Raw genomic sequence first — 19,323 nt, forward strand, 5'->3', positions numbered from 1 at the left:
AAGGAAGCCAGAGGAAATGCCACGGAGTTGACGTGGTGCAACGACTTCAGGACCCAAGCGCGATCTGCGAAAGAAAAAGATTGTGACGTTGCAATCTTCAAGGCTTTTCCGGCAGTTGAATCGAAAGGTTTTGGGTCTTCGGGCCGGCATTTCGAAGCGGCTGGTCGCCTCTCATCCGTATTCGCTGACGAAGATCCGGCGCAGCACGACGCGGTGGAAGCATTCCGGTTCCAGCACGCCGACCACCTGATCGGTCTCGTTCCGCAGCACCAGGTGGCGCGTGCCGCCACCCGCGAAAGTGGTGAAGGCGATGGTCCAATCCACGTCGTGCGGGAGTTGCAAGAGGTGCATGTTGAGATAAGCCGCGAGGGGCGTGCTCTCGGGATCCACCCCGTCGCGAATGGCGCGCAGGTGGCGACGCTGGGTGTGGATGCCCAGACCCGCTTCGGTTTCGGCCAGGACGTAGGTTGCATCCTGTTGGGCCAGGTAGTGGGCGACCGCGACGAGCGAGGTGTCGGCGGGGAGGAAGTGAGGCTTACCGGTGATGAGATGAAAGGCCTGTACCTTCTTGGGCAGCGGGTTTTCCAGCAGCGCGTTGGTGGTTTCCACGGGCTGTTCGTCCAGGTAGCGGCGAATGATGGCTTCCATCTCCTCCTTGGGTGCGGGGATTTGAATGAAACAGACCCGCATCTGGGTCAGGAACCGCTGGATCTCGCGTTCGCTCAGGGAGCGGCTCACGAAGAACACCGGCTTGTCGAACCATTCGGGAAGCGCGTGCAGGTGATCCAGCAGGCTGAGCGCGATCAACGGATCGCTGTCGAAATCGATGACCAGGAAGTCCACGCGTTTGGCGTCCTGCTGGCCCAGTGCGTCTTGCCACTTGCTGGGATCGTCGACGATGGCGTCCACGTGGAAACCCATGTCGCGCATTTTGGCTGTGATGACTCGCGTTTGAATCTGAGAACGAGATATCAAGACGCAGTGTCTCTCGGCCAAAGCCGGCTCCTTCGTTGGGATGGCGCTCAGGAATCCGGGGCGATCGGAAGTACCGGTTGGTGGTTAGACGCGTTGCGTCCAGGCCTGTTGGCATATGAACACCAGAACCGCCCACAGGCAAACCGCACCGATTTGGTGAAGCGAGCCCAGGCTGACCGGAACGCGTAAAAGAAGAGTGGAGATTCCCAATGTAACCTGTAAAACAAGGCATGCCAAGAGTAAATTGAAGGCGATTCGCATGTAGGACATGGAAAATTTGTTGGCGAATCGGAAGTATAACGCGATGATCACCACCGTGACGGCCAGGGCCAAATAGCGGTGGACGAACTGGACCATGACCGGGTTTTCGAAAAAGTTGGAGATCCAGGGATCGAAGGACCAGAGCGCCGCCGGAAACCACTGGCCGTTCATGGTGGGAAAGGTGTTGTAGGCGTGTCCCGCGCGCAGGCCGGCCACGAAGCCGCCACTGGCGATCTGACAGGCGACCAAGGCCAGCGCGGCCATGCCGGGCCATTTGAGGGCCTCGAACACGCCGTCGTCCAGTTTGGGTCGCCGGATGATGCGCAGCGTGAACGCCAGATAGAGCGCGTAGGTGAACACCAACATCGCCAGTGAGAGATGCAGGACCAGGCGGTAGTGGCTGACCCGCGGCAAATCCACCAGGCCCGAACGCACCATGAACCAGCCCACCAGGCCTTGAAGACCGCCCAGGGCGAAGACCGCGCAGCAATGGGCCAGCATCTTGGGGCGCAGCCAACCCTTGACCTGGAAATAGACCACGGGAAAGAAGAAGGCCACGCCGATAAGGCGGCCCAACAGTCGGTGGAAGTATTCCATATAGAAGATGAACTTGAACTCATCGAGGCTCATCCCCTGGTTTTGCTTCAGGTATTGCGGGTATTGCTTGTACTGGTCGAACACCTGAATCCAATCGTCGTGACTCAGGGGCGGGATGGCGCCCATGATGACCTTCCACTGCACCATCGAAAGGCCGGAGTCGGTCAGACGGGTGAGTCCACCGAGGGCGATCATGCAGAAGATCATGCCGCAAATCGTGTAGAGCCAGATGATGACGGGTTTGCGACCCGCTTCGACAACTAGATTCATGATGGTTTACCTCGATGAGTGCCGGTGAGGCCGATCCATGGGGCGGAGACCGAAAACGGGAATTCGCCCGGCGACGCTCGCAGAAAATCATAAACGCAAATCGCGGCGTTCGGTGGGCTTTCCCGACCGCCCTTGCCGAAAACCTCGGTGTGGCACCGTCGCGCGGACTCGAGCCACCGGTGTCGGGGACGCCGTGCCGCACTCGGAACCCGACGCCGAACCATGTGCCAGCCCGCCGCGGTTCGGTCAGACTGGCGCCGGTTCGGGAACCAGGCTGTGATCGAGAAGTTCGCGAAAGGCGACGTGGTCGCGCAGCACCGCGTATTCGAAAGGCCTCAAGAAAGCGGCCCAGGTGAAGTTCCACTGGGGCGCGTGAAAGGTGAGGTGGTGGAGTTCGCCTTCCTGCCGTACCTCGACGTCGAGACGATCGCCGCCGTACTGGTCGACGAGGCGATAAATGGCCTGGAGCCGCAAGTGGGCGCGCTTGGCCTGGCGCACGGTCGGATCCTTGTAGGCTTCGAAGTGCCGATTGCGGCTCAATTCGCCGCGCTGAATCATGCGGATCAGGTCCGCCAGTCGTTTCTCGTTCATGGGCGCGATCATAGCAGAAAACGGGCGCTCGGCATAGCGCGGCGAAGGGCGCCGGAACCCTTTGTTTCCAGGGGTCGCGAGCCGTTGCCATCCTGGACAGGAGGAAACCTCGTCGTGCCGCCCGAGACCGCCGACAACCCTTTGCACCAGACCGGTTTCCCTGAACAACTTTTCAGATTTTACTCTTCACAATTCCAAAACCATCTCCTAAAATTGACTGCGGCTTGGTGCGGAGGAGCGGAGAATCCGCCGCTTTCGTAGCGCTTTTTTGAGTTCAAAATGCATCGTTGTTCATCTTTCACCGCACCGCAAGCCCGCAAAAAAATTGGATTCATTTATAAAGGAGTGAGGCGTGGAACAGGCAGAACTTCAGTATGGGAGTTCCAAAATTTCACTCCCGGTTGTAGAGGGCTCTGAGGGTGAGCGTGCGCTCGATATTTCTAAGTTGAGAGCTCAGACCGGAATGATCACTTTGGATCCAGGTTATGTCAACACGGGATCCTGTGAAAGCAACATTACCTTCATCGATGGCGAAAAGGGCATTCTTCGCTATCGCGGTTACCCCATCGAGGACGTTTGCGACAAGACCGACTTCATCGAAACCGCATACCTCGTGATTTACGGTCGCTTGCCGGACCAAAACGAATACGACAAGTTTCGGGACGACATCGCCGAACACTCGCTGCCCCACAAAGGGCTCGCCAAGATGTTCGAAGCCTTCCCCAAAGATGCCCACCCCATGGCCCTGCTGGCTTCCGTCCTGCCCAGCATGTACGCTTACTACCCCTATGACGAGAACGACCCCGAACAGGTGGACAAAGCCATTCTCCGTCTGCTGGGGAAAGTTCCCGTTCTCGCCTCGTGGGTTTACCGCAAACTGCGCGGTTGGCCGCTCAACTATTCCAATCCCGATCTCAGTTATGCAGCCAACTTCCTCAACCTGACCTTCTCCACGCCCTCCAACCGGTTCAAGTTGGACCCCGACATCGTCAAGGCTCTTGACCTGTTGTTGATCCTCCACGCCGATCACGAGCAGAACTGCTCGGCGGCTTCGGTTCGGATGGTGGGCAGCAGCCAGGTCAATCTGTACGCCGCCATTGCCGCCGGCATGTGCTCCCTGTGGGGACCGCTGCACGGTGGGGCCAACCAGAAAGTGCTCGAGATGCTCGACATGATCCAGCGCGACGGTGGTGACATCGACAAATATCTCGAGCTGGCCAAGGACAAGGAGAGCGGGTTCCGGTTGATGGGCTTCGGTCACCGTGTCTACAAGAATTTCGATCCGCGTGCCCACATCATCAAGAAACACGCGGACCGCGTTCTCTCCAAACTGGGCATCAACGATCCGCTGCTGAACCTGGCCAAAAAGCTGGAAGAGGCGGCGCTCAACGATCCCTACTTCGCCGAACGCAAACTCTATCCGAATGTCGACTTCTACAGCGGCATCATCTACAAGGCGATGGGCATTCCCACCGAGATGTTCACGGTCATGTTCGCCATCGGTCGCCTGCCCGGCTGGATCGCCCAATGGCGAGAAATGCAGCGGGATCCCAGTTTGCGCATCGGTCGCCCCCGACAAGTCTACCAGGGTGAGACCGAACGCGAATTGTCTTCGCGGGTTAAAAACCATCACTAATCGTGGATGGGGCTCTGGGGAGCCCCATTTTCGATGTCGGGCCCTGCATCGGCATCCGTGGGTCATGCTTGTTCGTGGCCTCGATTTCTATTATATTGATGGCTTTGCCATTCATTGGTCGCGTTGAATCGATCCGCGCGTGAACCTGGCGAGATCCTTTGGGGCTTTCCGTCCTTCCTGGACCTCGTGCTCTCGTAGGGTTCGAATGGGTAAGCACACTAGATTCGACTTCGCCTCACGGCGAAGTGATCATCGAGAGTCGTTAGGCTGGAGGCTCTGAGTATGTTCGGTCCCGTTTCCGATGGCATGCGTTTGTTTCACAGCAAGTCTTCGGTGGCCGTGGTTGGGTATTCCGAGAACCCAGACCGGGTCGTCGGTAAAATCACGTCCTTTTTGATAGAAGAGGGAAATCGGGTGACCGGTATCAACCCCAAACACAATGGGGCACCGGAAGCCAAGATCCCCGTCAAACAAAAATTGGCCGATTTGGAAGAAGCCGTGGACATCATTCAGGTGTTTCGCAACTCGACGGCCCTTCCCGATCTCGCCAAGGAAATCCTATCTTTGCCCTGGCGCCCCAAAATGGTTTGGTGCCAACAGGGTGTCTTCCATTTTCAGTTCCAGGAATTGTTGGAACGCGAGGGGATTCCGGTCGTCATGGACGCCTGTCCCTACGCGTTGCGAAGCTACCTATAGAGTTGCCCGGTGGAGGGGAGCGCCCGTCGGAAGGCGCTTCGCTTCGACCTCGATCCCGGGCTCCGGCGTCGACCCCTTGTTTCGGACCTCCAGGTCGGAGCGAAGCATGCAACCTCCCCGTGGAGAGGTGTGATGGCCAAGAGCATTCCTTTTCGGATGGTAACCGACTACGAGCCCCGAGGCGATCAGCCCGAAGCCATCGAAAAGATCTGCGCCTCGATACGGGGCGGCGCCAGACACACCACCTTGCTGGGCGTCACCGGATCGGGTAAGACGTTCACCATGGGCAAGGTGATCGAGAGCCTGAATCGACCGACCCTGATCATGGCGCCCAACAAAACCCTGGCGGCCCAGTTGTACCAGGAGTTCAAGCGCTTCTTTCCGGAAAACGCGGTCGAGTATTTCGTCAGTTACTACGATTACTACCAGCCGGAAGCCTACGTCGCCGCCACCGACACCTACATCGAAAAAGAAGCCACGATCAACAAGGACATCGAGAAGTTGCGACTCAGCGCCACGCGTTCCCTGTTGGAGCGCCGCGATGTCATCATCGTCGCCTCGGTATCCTGCATCTACGGCCTGGGCTCTCCCGAATTTTACGCCGATCTGACGGTGCGCGTCGAAGTGGACCAGGAATACGATCGCCAGCAATTGTTGCGCGACCTGGTCCATATCCAGTACCTGCGGAACAACAGCGCTTTCTACCCCGGCACCTTTCGGGTGCGCGGCGACACGGTGGAAGTCTACCTGGCCTATGAGGATGTCGGCATCCGGATCGAGTTTTTCGGCGATGACGTGGAGCTGATCCAGGCCTTCGACCCCTTGACCGGCAAGAGCCTGGACGACATGGACGAAGTGCGCATCTTCCCGACCACGCACTTCGTCACGCCGACGGAGCGCTTGGAACACGCGATTCGCCAGGTCAAGGAAGAGCTGGACCGGCAGGTGGTCGTCCTGCGCGAGGACAACCGGCTGTTGGAGGCCCAGCGCCTCAGTCAACGCACCCAGTTCGATTTGGAAATGCTGGCCGAAACCGGCTTTTGCCATGGCATCGAGAATTATTCGCGCCACCTGGACGGCCGCCCCGAGGGCTCGCCGCCCTCGACGCTGATGGACTATTTTCCCGAAGACTACCTGCTGTTCGCCGACGAAAGCCACATCACCGTGCCCCAGATCGGCGGCATGTACCGCGGCGACCGGGCCCGCAAGGAGAATCTGGTCGGCCACGGATTCCGTTTGCCCTCGGCGCTGGACAACCGGCCGCTCAAAGCTGAGGAATTTCACCAGCGCACCGCCCAGGTCATGTTCGTATCGGCCACGCCCGGGCCTTTCGAGTTGGATGTCTGCAACCAGGAGGTGGTCGAGCAGATCATTCGCCCAACCGGCCTGTGCGATCCCGAAATCGAGGTCCGTCCCATCAAGGGCCAGATCGACGACCTGCTCGAGGAAGTGCGCCTGCGCATCGAGCGCGACGAGCGCACGTTGGTGACCACCCTGACCAAACGCATGGCCGAGGACCTGTCGGACTACATGAAGACGCACGGTTTGAAGGTGGCGTGGCTGCACAGTGAGATCGATACCCTGGAACGACTTGAAATCCTGCACAATCTGCGATTGGGTACCTACGACGTACTGGTGGGTATCAACCTGTTGCGCGAGGGTCTTGACCTTCCCGAAGTGTCGCTGGTCGCCATTCTGGATGCCGACAAGCAGGGGTTCCTGCGCTCTTCGCGGTCCCTGATTCAGACCGTCGGACGCGCCGCGCGCAACGTGGAGGGGCGGGTGATCATGTACGCCGACGGCGTTTCCGACGCGATGCGCGAGACCCTAGACGAAACCAAGCGACGCCGCCTGTTGCAGCAGGCGTTCAACGAGGCCAACGGCATCACCCCGACCACCGTTCGCCGCTCGCTCACCGATCCCTTGAGCGAGCTCTACGAAAACGACTACGGTACACCGCGCCAGGTGAGCCCCGAGAAGGCCGACTTCCATACCAAGGAAGAGGCCTATCAGAAGATCGCCGTGCTGGAAAAGCAGATGTTGGCCCATGCGGAAGCGCTGGAATTCGAGAAGGCGGCCGAAATCCGCGATCAGATCAAGGCTATCAAGGACCAGGCCCTGGAGCTGCGCTAGCCTCCTCGGAAGACGGTCGAAAGCCCGAAATCACGCCCGGTACCGGGAGAGTGGACGCGAAAACCGATTCGCAAACGATCTCGCGACGAATCGACCTCTCGCGGATTTGCTTTCCCGTGCCATGCCCTGTAAGTTTTTGAAGAGAAACCGCCATCGACGGCATCGGTCCTTTCATCAACCTTTACCCAAGTTTTTTTGGGTGCAGCACCGGGTAACATTCTTTTTGGTCTATGCGTTAAAAGCATTGATATCCAATTTTTTTATGAATTGCGCCGCATGGGCGCCCAGGCAAAACACAGGTTCGTCTTTGGGTTTTTGACGATTCTTACGCGGCCACAGATCGAGTTTTGGGTTGTACGGTGCGGGGAGGTTTCTATGGTTTCCGTTTTGCTCTTCTTGTGGGTCATCAATCCCACTCAGTTCGATACGTCGAAGGTTCCGGAAGTCGATATTTTGGAAGTGAGTCCCGACATGGCTCAGTTCCTCGACGTGCACGTGGTGCCCGTGCGCAATCCGGTGCTACGGCTTCAGCGCCTGGTGCAAGTCGTCTTCAACGAATCCTTCCTCAGTTTGAGCTACGAGAATACGGAAACCAAGACATCCGTGGAGACCTTCCGCGACCGTTCCGGCAATTGCCTCTCCTTCACCAACATGTTCGTGGCCATGGCGCGCTACTGCGGTTTCACCGCCCATTTCCAGGAGGTGGAGAACGTGCCCACCTGGGATCGTCACGGCAATGTGGTGGTCCTCAACCGGCATATGAACGCCCTGATCTTTATCGTCGGGAAAAAAATCACGGTCGATTTCAACCCCTACAACCGTCCCGAGGATCGGCGGACCATGGTCGTCAGTGACGCACGGGCCCTGGCTCAGTACTACAACAACATCGGCGCCGAACTGTTCGGGGACGGACAGCGTGAATTGGCGTTGGCCCATTTTCAGAGAGCGCTGCAGATCGAGGACCGTATCAGCTTCACCTGGTCGAATCTGGGGGTGGCCTACCAGTACGTGGATGACGCCGAAATGGCCGAGCGCTGTTATTTGAAGGCGCTCAAGGTCAGTCGCGCCGAGCTGACGGCCATGAACAATCTGGAACGGCTCTATCGTCGCCAGGGTCGCCTGGAAGAAGCCAACAAATACCACCGCCGGGTGGTTCGCTTCCGCAAGCGCAACCCGTTCTACCATTACGAACTGGGCCGCGCCGCACTCGAACGGGCGAACTACGACAAGGCCGTCGGCCACTTCCGCGCCGCGATTCGGCGCAAGCCCAAGACCCACGAATTCCACTGGATGTTGGCCGCCGCCTACCACGGCATGGGCGACGCCGACAAGGCCGCCAAAGCCCTGGTTCGGGCGCGGGAATACGCGCCGAACGTGTTCGACAAGGATCGCTACAGCCAGAAGCTGGAGTTGATGGCTTCGTCAAAGAAATGAGCCACGGCGCCACGGCCGCCCATCGAGGGCCGCCGTGCGGGATCCGGAACGGCGAGTCTCCCGGCTATTCCTCGAAATAGGTGTAGCCGTACAGGCCCTCTTCGTAGAGGTCCATCATCTGGGCCGACTCGTCCAGTTTCAGCTTGCGCTCGTCTACGGCCTGTTCGATCTGCTCCCGCATTTTGTGCAGCAGTTCCTTGCGGTTGAACGACACGTAGGTGAGGACCTGATGGATCGTGTCGCCCTTGATCAGGCTCTCGATCTTGTACTGGTTCTCGCCCTGGATGCGGATCTGCACCGCGTGCGTGTCGCCGAACAGGTTGTGCAGTTCGCCCAGGGTTTCCTGGTAGGCGCCGATCATGAAGATCCCGATGTAGTAGTTGTTGCCGTTGTGGACCGAATGCAGGGGGACGCAGTGCCGAGGACCGTCCTCGCCGATGTAGTCGTCGATGACGCCGTCGGAATCGCACGTGAGGTCGACGACCGTGGCGATGCGGTCGGGTTCCTCGTTCAGCCGGTGGATGGGAATGATCGGGAAAATCTGGTCGATGGCCCAGGAGTCGGGTAGCGATTGGAACAGCGAGAAATTGGCGAAATAGGTATCGGAGAGTTCCTGCTCGAGATCCTCCATCTCCGGTGACAGCAGGCCCTGGATCTGGGCCTGTTCGTACACCTTGCGCATGATGCGCCAGTAGAGCTCCTCCATGTAGGCGCGTTCCGGCAGGGTCAGGTACCCGAGGTTGAACAGGCTGAGCGCTTCCGAGCGGTACTGGACGGCATCGTGGAAGGATTCCTGGGAGTTGGCGGGTGTCAAGCCTTCCAGCAGGTCGTACATCTCCTTGACCGGGCCGTAACCCTTGTCGGGGTGCGGGAATTCCAGCCCGCAGGGGCCAATCGAACTCACGGTCGGCACGTTGGTGATCAGCATCGAGTAGTGGGCGGCCAGAAACCGTCCGGATTCGGAAAAAATGTTGGGAACCGCGATCTGTTTTTCCTGACAGATCTGCTGAATCCGGTAGACGATGTCGCTGGCGTACTCCTGTAGGGTGTAGTTGATGGTCGAGTAGGTTTCCTGTGAAGAGCCGTCGTAGTCCACGCCCAGGCCGCCGCCGATATCGAGGTATTCCAGCTTGGCGCCCAGGCGCACGATTTCGGCGAACACCCGCAGGGTTTCGACGATCGCCTGTTTGACCACCTTGATCTTGGTGATTTGACTGCCGATGTGAAAGTGAAGCAGGTTCAGCGAATCGAGCAGGTTCTCTTCGCGCAGTCGTTCCACCGCCTTGAGCACCTCGGGGATCCGCAGGCCGAACTTCGAGGCGTCGCCCCCGGTTTTGGCCCATTTTCCGACCCCTTTGGTCGACAGCTTGATGCGCATGCCCAGCCGCGGCATGATCCCGGTTTCCTTGTAATGGGCGATGAAGGTTTCCAGCTCGTCGTAGTTCTCGATCACCGGGAATATCTTCTTGCCCATCTTGTGGGCCATGCCGACCAATTGCACGAACTCGCGGTCCTTGTAACCGTTGCAGACGATGGGGGTGTCGGGATCCAGGGTCAGGGCCAGCACGATGAGCAGCTCCGCCTTGGAACCCGCCTCGAGTCCCAATCCGAACTCCTTGCCGTATTCCAGCATCGAGCTGACGACGTCCCGTTCCTGGTTGACCTTGATCGGAAAAAGCGGATAGTACTGGCCCTGGTATTCGTTTTCCACGATGGCGTTCTTGAACGCGGTGGAAATTTGGGCGATACGATCGCGGAGAATGTCCATGAAGCGGATCAGCACCGGCACGTTGATCTTGCGCTGGCGCAACTCGTCCACCAGCTTCTTGAGATCTACCTTGTGTTCCGAATCCGCCGACGGCCGCACACAGACGTTTCCGCTTTCATTGATGGCAAAGTAGCCCAAACCCCACTGGTTTACCTTGTATACCTCGTTCGCTTTTTTCAGAGACCAATTCGTCATGTATCCGCACCTGCAATGCCGCGTCACCCGCGAGAGATAGCCGTCCGTTCGGCAAAAATTCCCTTATATCACAGCTATATCAGAAACCCATAACGGAAAGAAAGTAGGTGTGGACCGCCACGAGTCGGGTAGCTCGAGGTGGTCTTGCAAGTCGTTGAAAAACAGTGGTTCGGTGCCTGTGTGGCGGGTGTCGGTGATCGGTGCCGGATCCGAACTCGAAAGGGGTTGTCGGCCCTTCGCCGCTAACCCTGTCGATAAAGACCCTGGGGGGCACCGAAGAACGCTACGACCCTTTCCACGGTGGTTTCGGACGACCTCGTATCACAACACGCGGATTGAACGAACCTCGGTCAGGCTCGTCTCTAGCCGAAAATGCGTCCGAAGTGCTTGCGAGCCTGTTCGCGCCACCAGGGCCATTCGTGGCTGGATTCGGGGCCCCAGATGTCGATGTAGTTGGGAATCTGCTTGTGGTGCAACCAGCGCCCCAAGTAGATGGTTTCCTCGATACAGCCTTCTTCCCAGGCGCCGCGGCCACAGACCAGGTTGATCATGGTGTGGGTTCGAACCCGTTCCAGCGCATCGCCTTCCAGGTTGGGCACGAAGGCCAGGGGGTTGTTGAAATAGATGTCGCCGTTGGTGAAGCCCCCCGTGAACTCGGTTAGGTCGTAGCGACCGCTCATGCACACCGCCGAGCGGAAGATCTCGGGAAACTTGAGCGCGAACACCGCCGCGTAGAACCCGCCGAGACTGGTGCCGGTGGTGGTGATCGGGATGTTGGCCGTTTGACAGTCGAAACGAATCCAGGGCACCAGGGTGTTGAGAATGAAGGCTTCGTAGATCTTGTGCTGGTGGATGCGTTCGGCCATGTCGCCGTTCTTGTTGGTCCAGCTTTGCGAGACGTTGCTTTCCGGGCAGTAGAGCTTGATCTTGCCCGAATCGATGTACCAGGAAAGCGCGTCCACCATGCCGTGGGAATCCCACTCGTGGGCGAAACCGGCCGCGGAAGGGAAGACCAGCACCGGCATGCCCCAGTGGCCATAGCTCCAGAGGTGGACTTTGCGTCCCATGTGCGGGCTTTCGATCATTTCGTGTCGTTTCTTCATAGGCCGGCTCCCCTCAGTGTTTGTGTGTTCCAATTGGCAGGGACGGAAACGAGGCAGTACCTCGATCCGATCGGAAGAGATCGAGACGCGTCCGCGACGACCGGAGCCGTTCCCGCCCACCACACGACCTCGAGGCCACGAAGATAGGCTTCGCCACCCCGGGCCGTCGCGAACTCGGGTTCGAAAAATCCGGCCACAACGCGGCCATCGAGGACTCGCCGAATCTCATGCGAAAAAACACAGTCGCTCGGCGGTCGATGCGCCCCTTCGAGGCCTTCCGTCCATTCACTGCCAATCGCTAATCTCAAGATTGAATGATACAATACAGTTCCAGCTTTTTGATTTCGGTTTTGCCGTCTTGTTGCCAATTAGACGAGTTCCCCATTCTGAGGGGCCTGTTCATCGGTGATCTACCGCGAGGGATGGGGTGGGCTGCCGCTTCGGCTTGGGTGGGCCGAGTCTGATGTTTTCCTCGAAGGAACCAGCGGGTAGATGCGCAGAAAGATAACCATCGATCAACTTCGCCCCGGGATGTACGTGGTTTCCACCAACCGCAGTTGGATCAGCGTGCCGTTCTTTCGCAAGAATATCCGCGATGAAAAGGTCATCGCCGAGCTGCGCAGCTACAAGGTGACCGATGTGATCATCGATCTCGATCGAGGCCTGGACGTGGGCGGTCACGAGCGGGCTCCGGCGGCACCGCTCGTGCCCGGCAGCCCCGAAGCCGTCCAGCGTCATTTCGGTCAGGCGGTCGAGGTGCACTCGATGGTGCTGGAGCAGACGTGCGAATTGATGGAAGAGGTCAGCGCCGGCAACGCCATCACCGAGGAGCAGGCCAACCAACAGGTGAGCCTGCTGATGGACCAAATCTTCGAGGATCCGCAATCGATGCTCTGCGTCAGCGTGTTGCGGAGTTCGGACCAGGGTATTTTCAATCATTGCGTGAACCTTTCGATTCTGGCCCTGTTCGTGGGCAAATCCATGAACCTCGGCAAGGGCGAGCTGCTGATGCTCGGGAAAGCCGCCCTGCTGCACGATATCGGCAAGTGCATGTTGCCCCGGGAACTGGTCGCCAGATACCATGCCACCGGCCGGGCATCGGATCAGTACCAATTGCACGTCGTGCGCGGCCTCAATTACCTGCAAAAAATGAAGGGGCTGGATCCCATGGTCGCCCAATTCGCCGGCGAACATCACGAGCGGCCCGACGGCAGGGGTTATCCTCATGGCCTGAAAGGGGATGACATCTCCTGGTACGGGAAGTTGGCCGCGGTGTTGAACGCCTACGACGATGGCGTGAACCGCGGTACCGGCGGGGAGGCGATCGATCCGCGCGAAGTTCTCGATCGCATGCGGCAGGAGGTGGGTGCCCGCTTCGATGCCAAGGCCTTTTCCGCCTTGGAGAAGTGCCTCGGTCCCTATCCGCCCGGAACCTCGCTCATGTTGGATTCCGGCGAGATGGCGATCGCCTACGAGCCCAATGCCGCGCAACCCGAACACCCCAAAGTCCTGCTGCTCACCAGACCGGACGGTACCTTTCGCGAACACCCCCTGCCGGTGCCGCTCGGCACTTCCGATTGTGAAGATGGGTTGGCGCGCGGCATCGTCACGTCGATGACGGCCGCGGATACCAACTTCAACCCTATCGATTTCTTGGCGAACTATTCGTCCAAGAGACCATGAGTCCGAAAATTTGAATTTTACGGTTGCGTGACATCTTATGAATCTTCGAATCAAATGCTATCTGGTCATTCTTTTTTTGGGGTTCTGTGCCCTTGCCATTGGGGCTCATCTTTATTTGAGTCAATACCTTGCCACGAAAAGGCTGGAAGAGTGGCAGGCCTTTTCGGAGCAAAGCCACAAGATCCAGTTGTTCGGCGACGAATTTCTCCTGAAGACCCAGTTCTGGGTCATTCACGTGCCTTCCGTCAATTCGGGGGACGACAAACTGCGTTTCGAGCGGGCCCGTCAGGCGCTCAGGCAGTGGAAGGACCAGGCCGTCACCCACGGCAGCGAGGAGACGGGCACGGTCATCAGCCAGTGCGACAACCTGTTCGAAGACCTCGAACGGCTCATGAACGACCCGGAGGGTTCGAGCCGGTATCGCGAGCAATTGGCCGAAACCCTGAACGAGCTGAATTTCGCGGTGTACCGAGCCGGTCAGGTGGAGGGCCAGAGAATCATTTCCGCGCGCGACCGGCTGCGGCCCAACCTGTTGCCGGTCGTGTTGGAAATCGCCTTTCTGGCCCTGGTCTTCACCATCGGCGGCTTTCTGTTGGTGCGCCTGTTCGAGGACAAGATTCTGTACCACTTCTCCAAGATCCGCCAGCTTCTGCCCAAACGCCATTCGCTTCAGGCCTCCCAGTTCCAGGAGATCGAAAAACTGGAAGAACTGCCGCGTATCGTCAAGAGCGTCGAAGATCTCTCCGCCAATATCCACGAGGCCGGAGATGCGCTCAACATTCTTCGCAGCATCGGCGAGGGTCTGATCGTGGTGTCCCCGGACGGCTTCATTCGCCGCGTGAACACCGCGATTTGCGAAATGCTGGACTACACCGAAGGCGAATTGATCGGGCGCGCATTCACCGATATCTACACTAAATTGCGAACGCCGCGCGTCGAGGGCTTTTTCATGCGGGAGGAGGATTACGCCGAGGAAGAGCTGTTCAAGACCAAGGGCGGCAAGATCATTCCGGTACGCTTTTCCAGCTCCTTTCTGATGGACGACCAAATGGAGATTCAGGGGTTCGTCTGCATCGCCAAGGACATCACTCAGGAGAAGCAGGCCGTGGAGGCCCTGCAAAAGCAGTCCGAATGGCTCAAGGTCACCTTGGCCAGCATCGGCGATGCCGTCATCACCACCGACAACACCAGCAAGATCACCTTCATCAACTCGCGCGCCGAGCAGTTGATCGGCACGGCCGGCGACGAGGTGATCGACCGACCCATCGGTCAGATCCTGCGCATCATCGACGAGCAGTCCAAGGAACCGGTGAAGCTGGGTCACGGTGAGCTCCTGGCTCGGGAAAACGGGGCCGGGGTGCATGAGCGTATCTTGTTGCAAACCGATGATACCGGCCTGTTCATCGAAGAGAACGCGTCGCCCATCCGCACGCCGGACGGAGAGGTCTTGGGCGCGATCGTGGTGATTCGCGACATCACCGAGCGGCGCAGCCATGCCGAAGCGCTGATGCGGGAAAAAGAGAAGGCCGAGGCCGCCGCCCGCGCCAAAACCCAATTCCTGGCCAACATGAGCCACGAGATCCGCACGCCGATGAACGGCATCATCGGTATGACCGGGCTGTTGATGGAGACCCGGCTCTCGCGGGAGCAGCGCGAATCGGCCGATATCGTGAGGCGCTCCAGCGAGGCGCTGTTGGGCCTGATCAACGACCTGCTCGACTTTTCCAAGATCGAGTCCGGCAACCTGGAACTGGAAATCATCGAGTTCGACCTGCGCAACTGCGTGGAGGAAGTGGGCGACCTGTTGGCCCGCAACGCCCAGGAAAAGGGCCTCGAAATGGCGATCATGGTCAGCCACAACGTGCCGCAGCGCCTGATGGGCGATCCCGGCCGGCTTCGCCAGATCCTGCTGAACCTCGCCAACAACGCGGTCAAGTTCACCCGCGACGGCGAGGTGTTCATCAAGGTCTACCTGCGCTTCGAGCGGGGTGGTTACTACACGCTGCAATTCGACGTGACCGACACCGGCATCGGCATCCCCGCCGATCGCCGCAACCGGCTCTTCAAGCCCTTTTCCCAAGTGGATACCTCCACGACCCGCAAATTTGGCGGGACCGGTCTGGGTCTCGCGATTTGCAAGCAGCTCTGCGAGGCCATGGGAGGCCAGATCTGGGTGACCAGCGAAGGCGACAAGGGCTCCACCTTTTCCTTCACCGCGGAATTCGGCAAACCCTCCGGCAAACCGGCCCAATTGTTGGTGCCCGACGTCAGCCTCAAAGGCCTTCGGATCCTGGTGGTGGACGCCAACGCCACCAATCGGCTCATCCTGCGCGACCAGTTGGAGCACTGCGGCTGTGTCGTCGACGAAACCGAAGATGCCGGGGAGGCGATCGGCAAGCTGCACCAGGCCGCATCCGGCACGGCCCCCTTCGATCTGGCGATCGTCGATTTTTACCAGCCCGAGCTCAACGGCGGTAAACTGGCCCAAGACATCAAGGCCCAGCCCGAATTGGCCAAATTGCCGATTCTCCTGCTGACCTCGGTGCCGCGGCGGGGTGATGCCGCCAAGATGCTGGAGTTGGGCGTCGACGGGTATTTGACCAAGCCGGTCAAACTCAGTCAGCTCTACGATGCGATCGCGGCGATCATGGGTTTGAAGGAACAGGAAGGACCCGAGGCCGCGACCGAGCTGGTGACCCGCCACACCTTGCGCGAAATGAATCGCAACCGCTACCGGATCCTCGTGGTGGAGGACAACATCGTCAATCAGAAGGTGGCCGCCCGATTGTTGGAAAAGGGAGGCTACCTCTGCGACGTGGCGGCCAACGGCAAGGAGGCGGTCGAAGCCGTGGCGCGCATTCCCTACGACCTGTTGCTCATGGATTGCCAGATGCCGGAAATGGACGGCTTCGAGGCCACGCGGGCCATTCGCCAAAGGGAAGGCGAAGGCCTCGGCAAGCGCTGTACGATCATCGCCATGACGGCCAATTCCATGTTGGGTGACCGCGAACGCTGCCTGGAGGCCGGCATGGATCATTACTTGAGCAAACCGATTCAGAAGTCGGAGTTGTTCGAGGCCCTGGACAAGTACCTGACGCGATAGGAATCGACCTATCCGAGTGTCGACGGTATCGGCAATTCGCGGTGACGGTGCCCCGTGGCCGCGAAAACGGCATTGGCCAGGGCGGGGGCCACGGGCGGTAACCCGGGTTCGCCGATGCCGCCGGGCGCCTCCGCCGACGGGACCAGGTGCACCTCGATGGGCGGGGTTTGCGAGAACCGCAGTGCGGGGTAGCTGTCGAAATTGGCTTGTTCCACCGTGCCGTTGCGAAGCGTGATGCGTTGGAACAGTGCGGCGGACAGACCGTAGACGACACTGCCCTCCAGTTGCGCACGCACCGTATCGGGATGGATCGCGATCCCGCAATCGGCGGCGATCACCACTCTGTCGACCGATAGCCGGCCCTCCTCGTCGGCCCGGACATCGACGACGGCGGCCGTGTAGGTGCGACTGGTGTAGTACCAGCACGCCGCGATGCCGCGACCCGCGCCGGCCGGAAGTTCGGCGCCCCAGCCGGCCTTTTCGGCCGCCAGCCGCAGAACCGCGGCCTGGCGTCCCGGATCCACTACCTGATCGGCTGCATTGGGGTTGGGGGAGAAGGCTTCCCGACTGGCCAACAGGTCGAGCCTGAAAGCCAGCGGGTCCTTGTTCGCGGCGATGGCCAGTTCGTCGATGAAACTCTCGACCGCGAAAATGTTGTAGGAGTAGGCGACGGATCGCCACCAGCCCTGGCGAACCACGGAATGCAGCTCGCTGAAGGCGAAGCGCCGGTTGGCGATGGCGTAGGGCAGATCCATGGTGCTTCCATGCGATTCGGGTTCGTGGGCCGCGGCGTGGCCGACACCGTTGTAGGTGCTGCTGATCGAGCTGGAAAACAAGTGATGATGTAGCGCCTCGGGCTTACCGTCACTATCCAGGACGCCTTGCATGAGGTGAATGTTGGAGGGGCGAAAAAAGCCGTGACGCATGTCGTCCTCGCGCCGCCAGACCACTTGGATCGGTTGGCCCGTTTCACGCGCCAGAATGGCCGCTTCCAGAACGAAGTCCGGGTTGACCCGTCGTCCGAACGCGCCGCCCATGCGGATCACGTTCACGGTAATCGCCTTGAGCGGCAAACCCAGTGCCTCGGAGACCGCCCGGGCGGCCCATCCTGGTGATTGCGTGGGCGCCCAGATTTCGCAATGAGAGGCGCTGGCGATGGCCGTGCAGTTCATGGGTTCCATGGGAGCGTGGGCCAGAAACGGCAAGGTGTAGACCGCCTCCACGGTCTCTCGGCCTTCGCTCAGGGCCTTCTGCGCGTTGCCGGACTCGTGGACCGTGATTCCCGGTTCCCCTCGGCGTTTTTCGAACTGTGTCGCCAGATCGCCGCTGTTCTCTTTTGCTCCGTTCGCGGGTTTCCATGTCACCACGAGCGCTTTGGCCCCCTGCATCGCCGCCCAGGTGGTATCGGCCACCACGGCCACGCCTGGGCTCATGTGATTGGGGGCGGATCGGCCGGACAGCGGCACGACGCTGTGAACCCCGGGCACCCCCTGTGCCGTGGCAGGGTCGTGGCTCTCCAGCTCGCCGTCGAAATAGGGGCAGCGAACGATGACCGCGTAGCGCAGGTTCGGGCGTCGGGTGTCGAGGCCGAATGCCTGGGTGCCCCGCACGATGTCCGTCAAATCGGGATTGGGCACCGAGGTACCGATCAGTTTGAACGCTTTCGGATCCTTGAGCACGGGGCTTTTCGGAATCGGTTGTTCGGCCGCGGCTCGGGCCAGCGCACCCAAGCTCGTCTTGGTTTGGGGATCGTGCGCCACGCGAACCGTGCCTTCGCTGATTTCGATCTCTTTGTCCGAGACGCCCCATTTCTTGGCCGCCGCCCGAACGATCATCTCGCGGGCCGCGGCGCCGGCCTGGCGCATCGGTTGCCAGAGCGCGATCACACTGTAACTTCCGCTGACCTGTTGGTCCCCGAACCGTTCGTCGAAGGGGGCCTGTTTCAGGTCCACGCGGGACCATGCCGCGTCCAATTCTTCGGCGACCAACATCGCCAGGCCGTGGCGGACCCCTTGACCCATCTCGGGTTTGGGCACGACCACCGTGATGCGGTCGTCTTCGCCGATTTCGAGCATGGCGCCCACGATCAAGTTGCCGGATGCCTCGTCGAACCGGGCCTTTTCACCGGGTGAACAGCGCGGCAGCGAGACCGCCAACACCAGCGCGGCACCACCGCCCTGGATCACTTTGAGAAACGATCGACGATCCATGTGCGAATCTCCCTAATTTCTCTTGTGCTGTGACTGCGGCACTATCATTTCCCACTGACGGAAGGAGAGCAAGCAAAAAGCAAACGGGACCTTCTCGCTCGAAATCCGCGTCTTTGGGGAGGGATCGGTTTGGGGCATATGCTAAAATGAATCCATCATCGAAACATACATGGTTTTTTTAGTCATAAGCTTGTTTTTTCGTGCTCCACGGGTAGAGGAAAAACCTTGAATTCTCAATAAGCACGGTGATTTGGCATGCACTGTAACGGAGGAAGTTCGTGTATGGGCGCACAAAAGTATCTTGATCCCCGCCCCATTCAGGCGATTCCCATCGCCACCCTGCGGTTGGTGGTCGATATGTTCGAATCCGAGGTTCCGAGCACACTGGAGCGTCTACAGACGTTCCTCGGCGAGGGAGACGCGGAATCGATGGGGGAAGAGGCTCATCGACTCAAGGGAAGCTGTCTGAGCTTGGGGGCGGTGAGTATGGCGGAAGAATTGAAAATCCTCCAAGATTTTGGATTTTCGAAATCTCTCGAAAAAGTGCCGGTTCACCTCGAGCGGTTGGCGGAATTGTTCCCGCCCACACTGTCTGCCCTGCAGCAAGAATTGCAAGTGCGGATCGATCAGGAGTCCTGAAACGGGAAAACCCGGCAGCCCAATCTTTT

General features: G+C 59.3%; 13 protein-coding genes. 7 read left to right on the forward strand and 6 right to left on the reverse strand.

Features of this window, described 5'->3' with window-relative positions; translation table 11 throughout:
- Positions 1-171: 171 nt before the first annotated feature.
- From J3U87_RS20965 to J3U87_RS20975, 3 genes are all read right to left on the reverse strand, one after another.
- On the reverse strand, positions 172-975 hold the full coding sequence (locus tag J3U87_RS20965) for a CBS domain-containing protein (RefSeq protein WP_237377731.1): 804 nt from the start codon (positions 973-975) through the stop codon (positions 172-174).
- Between the two features lie 84 nt (positions 976-1,059).
- Positions 1,060-2,103, reverse strand: a complete 1,044-nt coding sequence (locus tag J3U87_RS20970) for a COX15/CtaA family protein (protein WP_237377732.1) — start codon at positions 2,101-2,103, stop codon at positions 1,060-1,062.
- A gap of 246 nt (positions 2,104-2,349) precedes the next feature.
- Positions 2,350-2,694 (reverse strand): hypothetical protein, encoded by a 345-nt coding sequence (locus J3U87_RS20975; protein WP_237377733.1) that lies wholly within the window; start codon positions 2,692-2,694, stop codon positions 2,350-2,352.
- A 352-nt stretch (positions 2,695-3,046) separates the two neighbouring features.
- On the opposite strand from J3U87_RS20975, the gene J3U87_RS20980 reads away from it, so the two are divergent.
- From J3U87_RS20980 to J3U87_RS20995, 4 genes are all read left to right on the forward strand, one after another.
- Positions 3,047-4,330 carry a citrate synthase gene (locus tag J3U87_RS20980; RefSeq protein WP_237377734.1) on the forward strand — a complete coding sequence of 428 codons (1,284 nt, stop codon included), beginning with the start codon at positions 3,047-3,049 and terminating at the stop codon, positions 4,328-4,330.
- Positions 4,331-4,612: 282 nt separating this feature from the next.
- Positions 4,613-5,026, forward strand: a complete 414-nt coding sequence (locus tag J3U87_RS20985) for a CoA-binding protein (RefSeq protein ID WP_237377735.1) — start codon at positions 4,613-4,615, stop codon at positions 5,024-5,026.
- A 132-nt stretch (positions 5,027-5,158) separates the two neighbouring features.
- Positions 5,159-7,159 (forward strand): excinuclease ABC subunit UvrB, encoded by a 2,001-nt coding sequence (gene uvrB / locus J3U87_RS20990; protein ID WP_237377736.1) that lies wholly within the window; start codon positions 5,159-5,161, stop codon positions 7,157-7,159.
- Positions 7,160-7,534: 375 nt separating this feature from the next.
- Positions 7,535-8,593 (forward strand): tetratricopeptide repeat protein, encoded by a 1,059-nt coding sequence (locus J3U87_RS20995; RefSeq protein WP_237377737.1) that lies wholly within the window; start codon positions 7,535-7,537, stop codon positions 8,591-8,593.
- Between the two features lie 64 nt (positions 8,594-8,657).
- On the opposite strand, the gene speA is transcribed toward J3U87_RS20995, so the two are convergent.
- Entirely contained in the window at positions 8,658-10,556 is a 1,899-nt protein-coding gene (gene speA / locus J3U87_RS21000; RefSeq protein ID WP_237377738.1) for a biosynthetic arginine decarboxylase, read from the reverse strand.
- A 362-nt stretch (positions 10,557-10,918) separates the two neighbouring features.
- The gene (locus J3U87_RS21005) at positions 10,919-11,659 is read right to left on the reverse strand and encodes an esterase family protein (protein ID WP_237377739.1); all 741 of its coding nucleotides are present in this window, start codon (positions 11,657-11,659) and stop codon (positions 10,919-10,921) included.
- Positions 11,660-12,151: 492 nt separating this feature from the next.
- On the opposite strand from J3U87_RS21005, the gene J3U87_RS21010 reads away from it, so the two are divergent.
- Together J3U87_RS21010 and J3U87_RS21015 are read left to right on the forward strand one after the other, a co-directional pair.
- Positions 12,152-13,342 (forward strand): HD-GYP domain-containing protein, encoded by a 1,191-nt coding sequence (locus J3U87_RS21010; protein WP_237377740.1) that lies wholly within the window; start codon positions 12,152-12,154, stop codon positions 13,340-13,342.
- A 115-nt stretch (positions 13,343-13,457) separates the two neighbouring features.
- Positions 13,458-16,445: a response regulator gene (locus J3U87_RS21015; protein WP_237377741.1), complete on the forward strand. Its 2,988-nt coding sequence runs from the start codon at positions 13,458-13,460 to the stop codon at positions 16,443-16,445.
- Between the two features lie 8 nt (positions 16,446-16,453).
- Here J3U87_RS21015 and J3U87_RS21020 read toward each other — a convergent pair whose 3' ends face one another.
- A complete protein-coding gene (locus J3U87_RS21020) occupies positions 16,454-18,655 on the reverse strand; it encodes a xanthine dehydrogenase family protein molybdopterin-binding subunit (RefSeq protein WP_237377742.1) in 2,202 nt (733 codons plus the stop codon).
- Positions 18,656-18,937: 282 nt separating this feature from the next.
- Here J3U87_RS21020 and J3U87_RS21025 point away from each other — a divergent pair, with 282 nt between their 5' ends.
- Positions 18,938-19,294, forward strand: coding sequence for an Hpt domain-containing protein (locus tag J3U87_RS21025; RefSeq protein WP_237377743.1), 357 nt, complete (start codon positions 18,938-18,940; stop codon positions 19,292-19,294).
- The last annotated feature ends 29 nt before the right edge of the window (positions 19,295-19,323 follow it).

This window comes from Sulfidibacter corallicola, assembly GCF_017498545.1.
Lineage (GTDB): Bacteria > Acidobacteriota > Holophagae > Acanthopleuribacterales > Acanthopleuribacteraceae > Sulfidibacter > Sulfidibacter corallicola.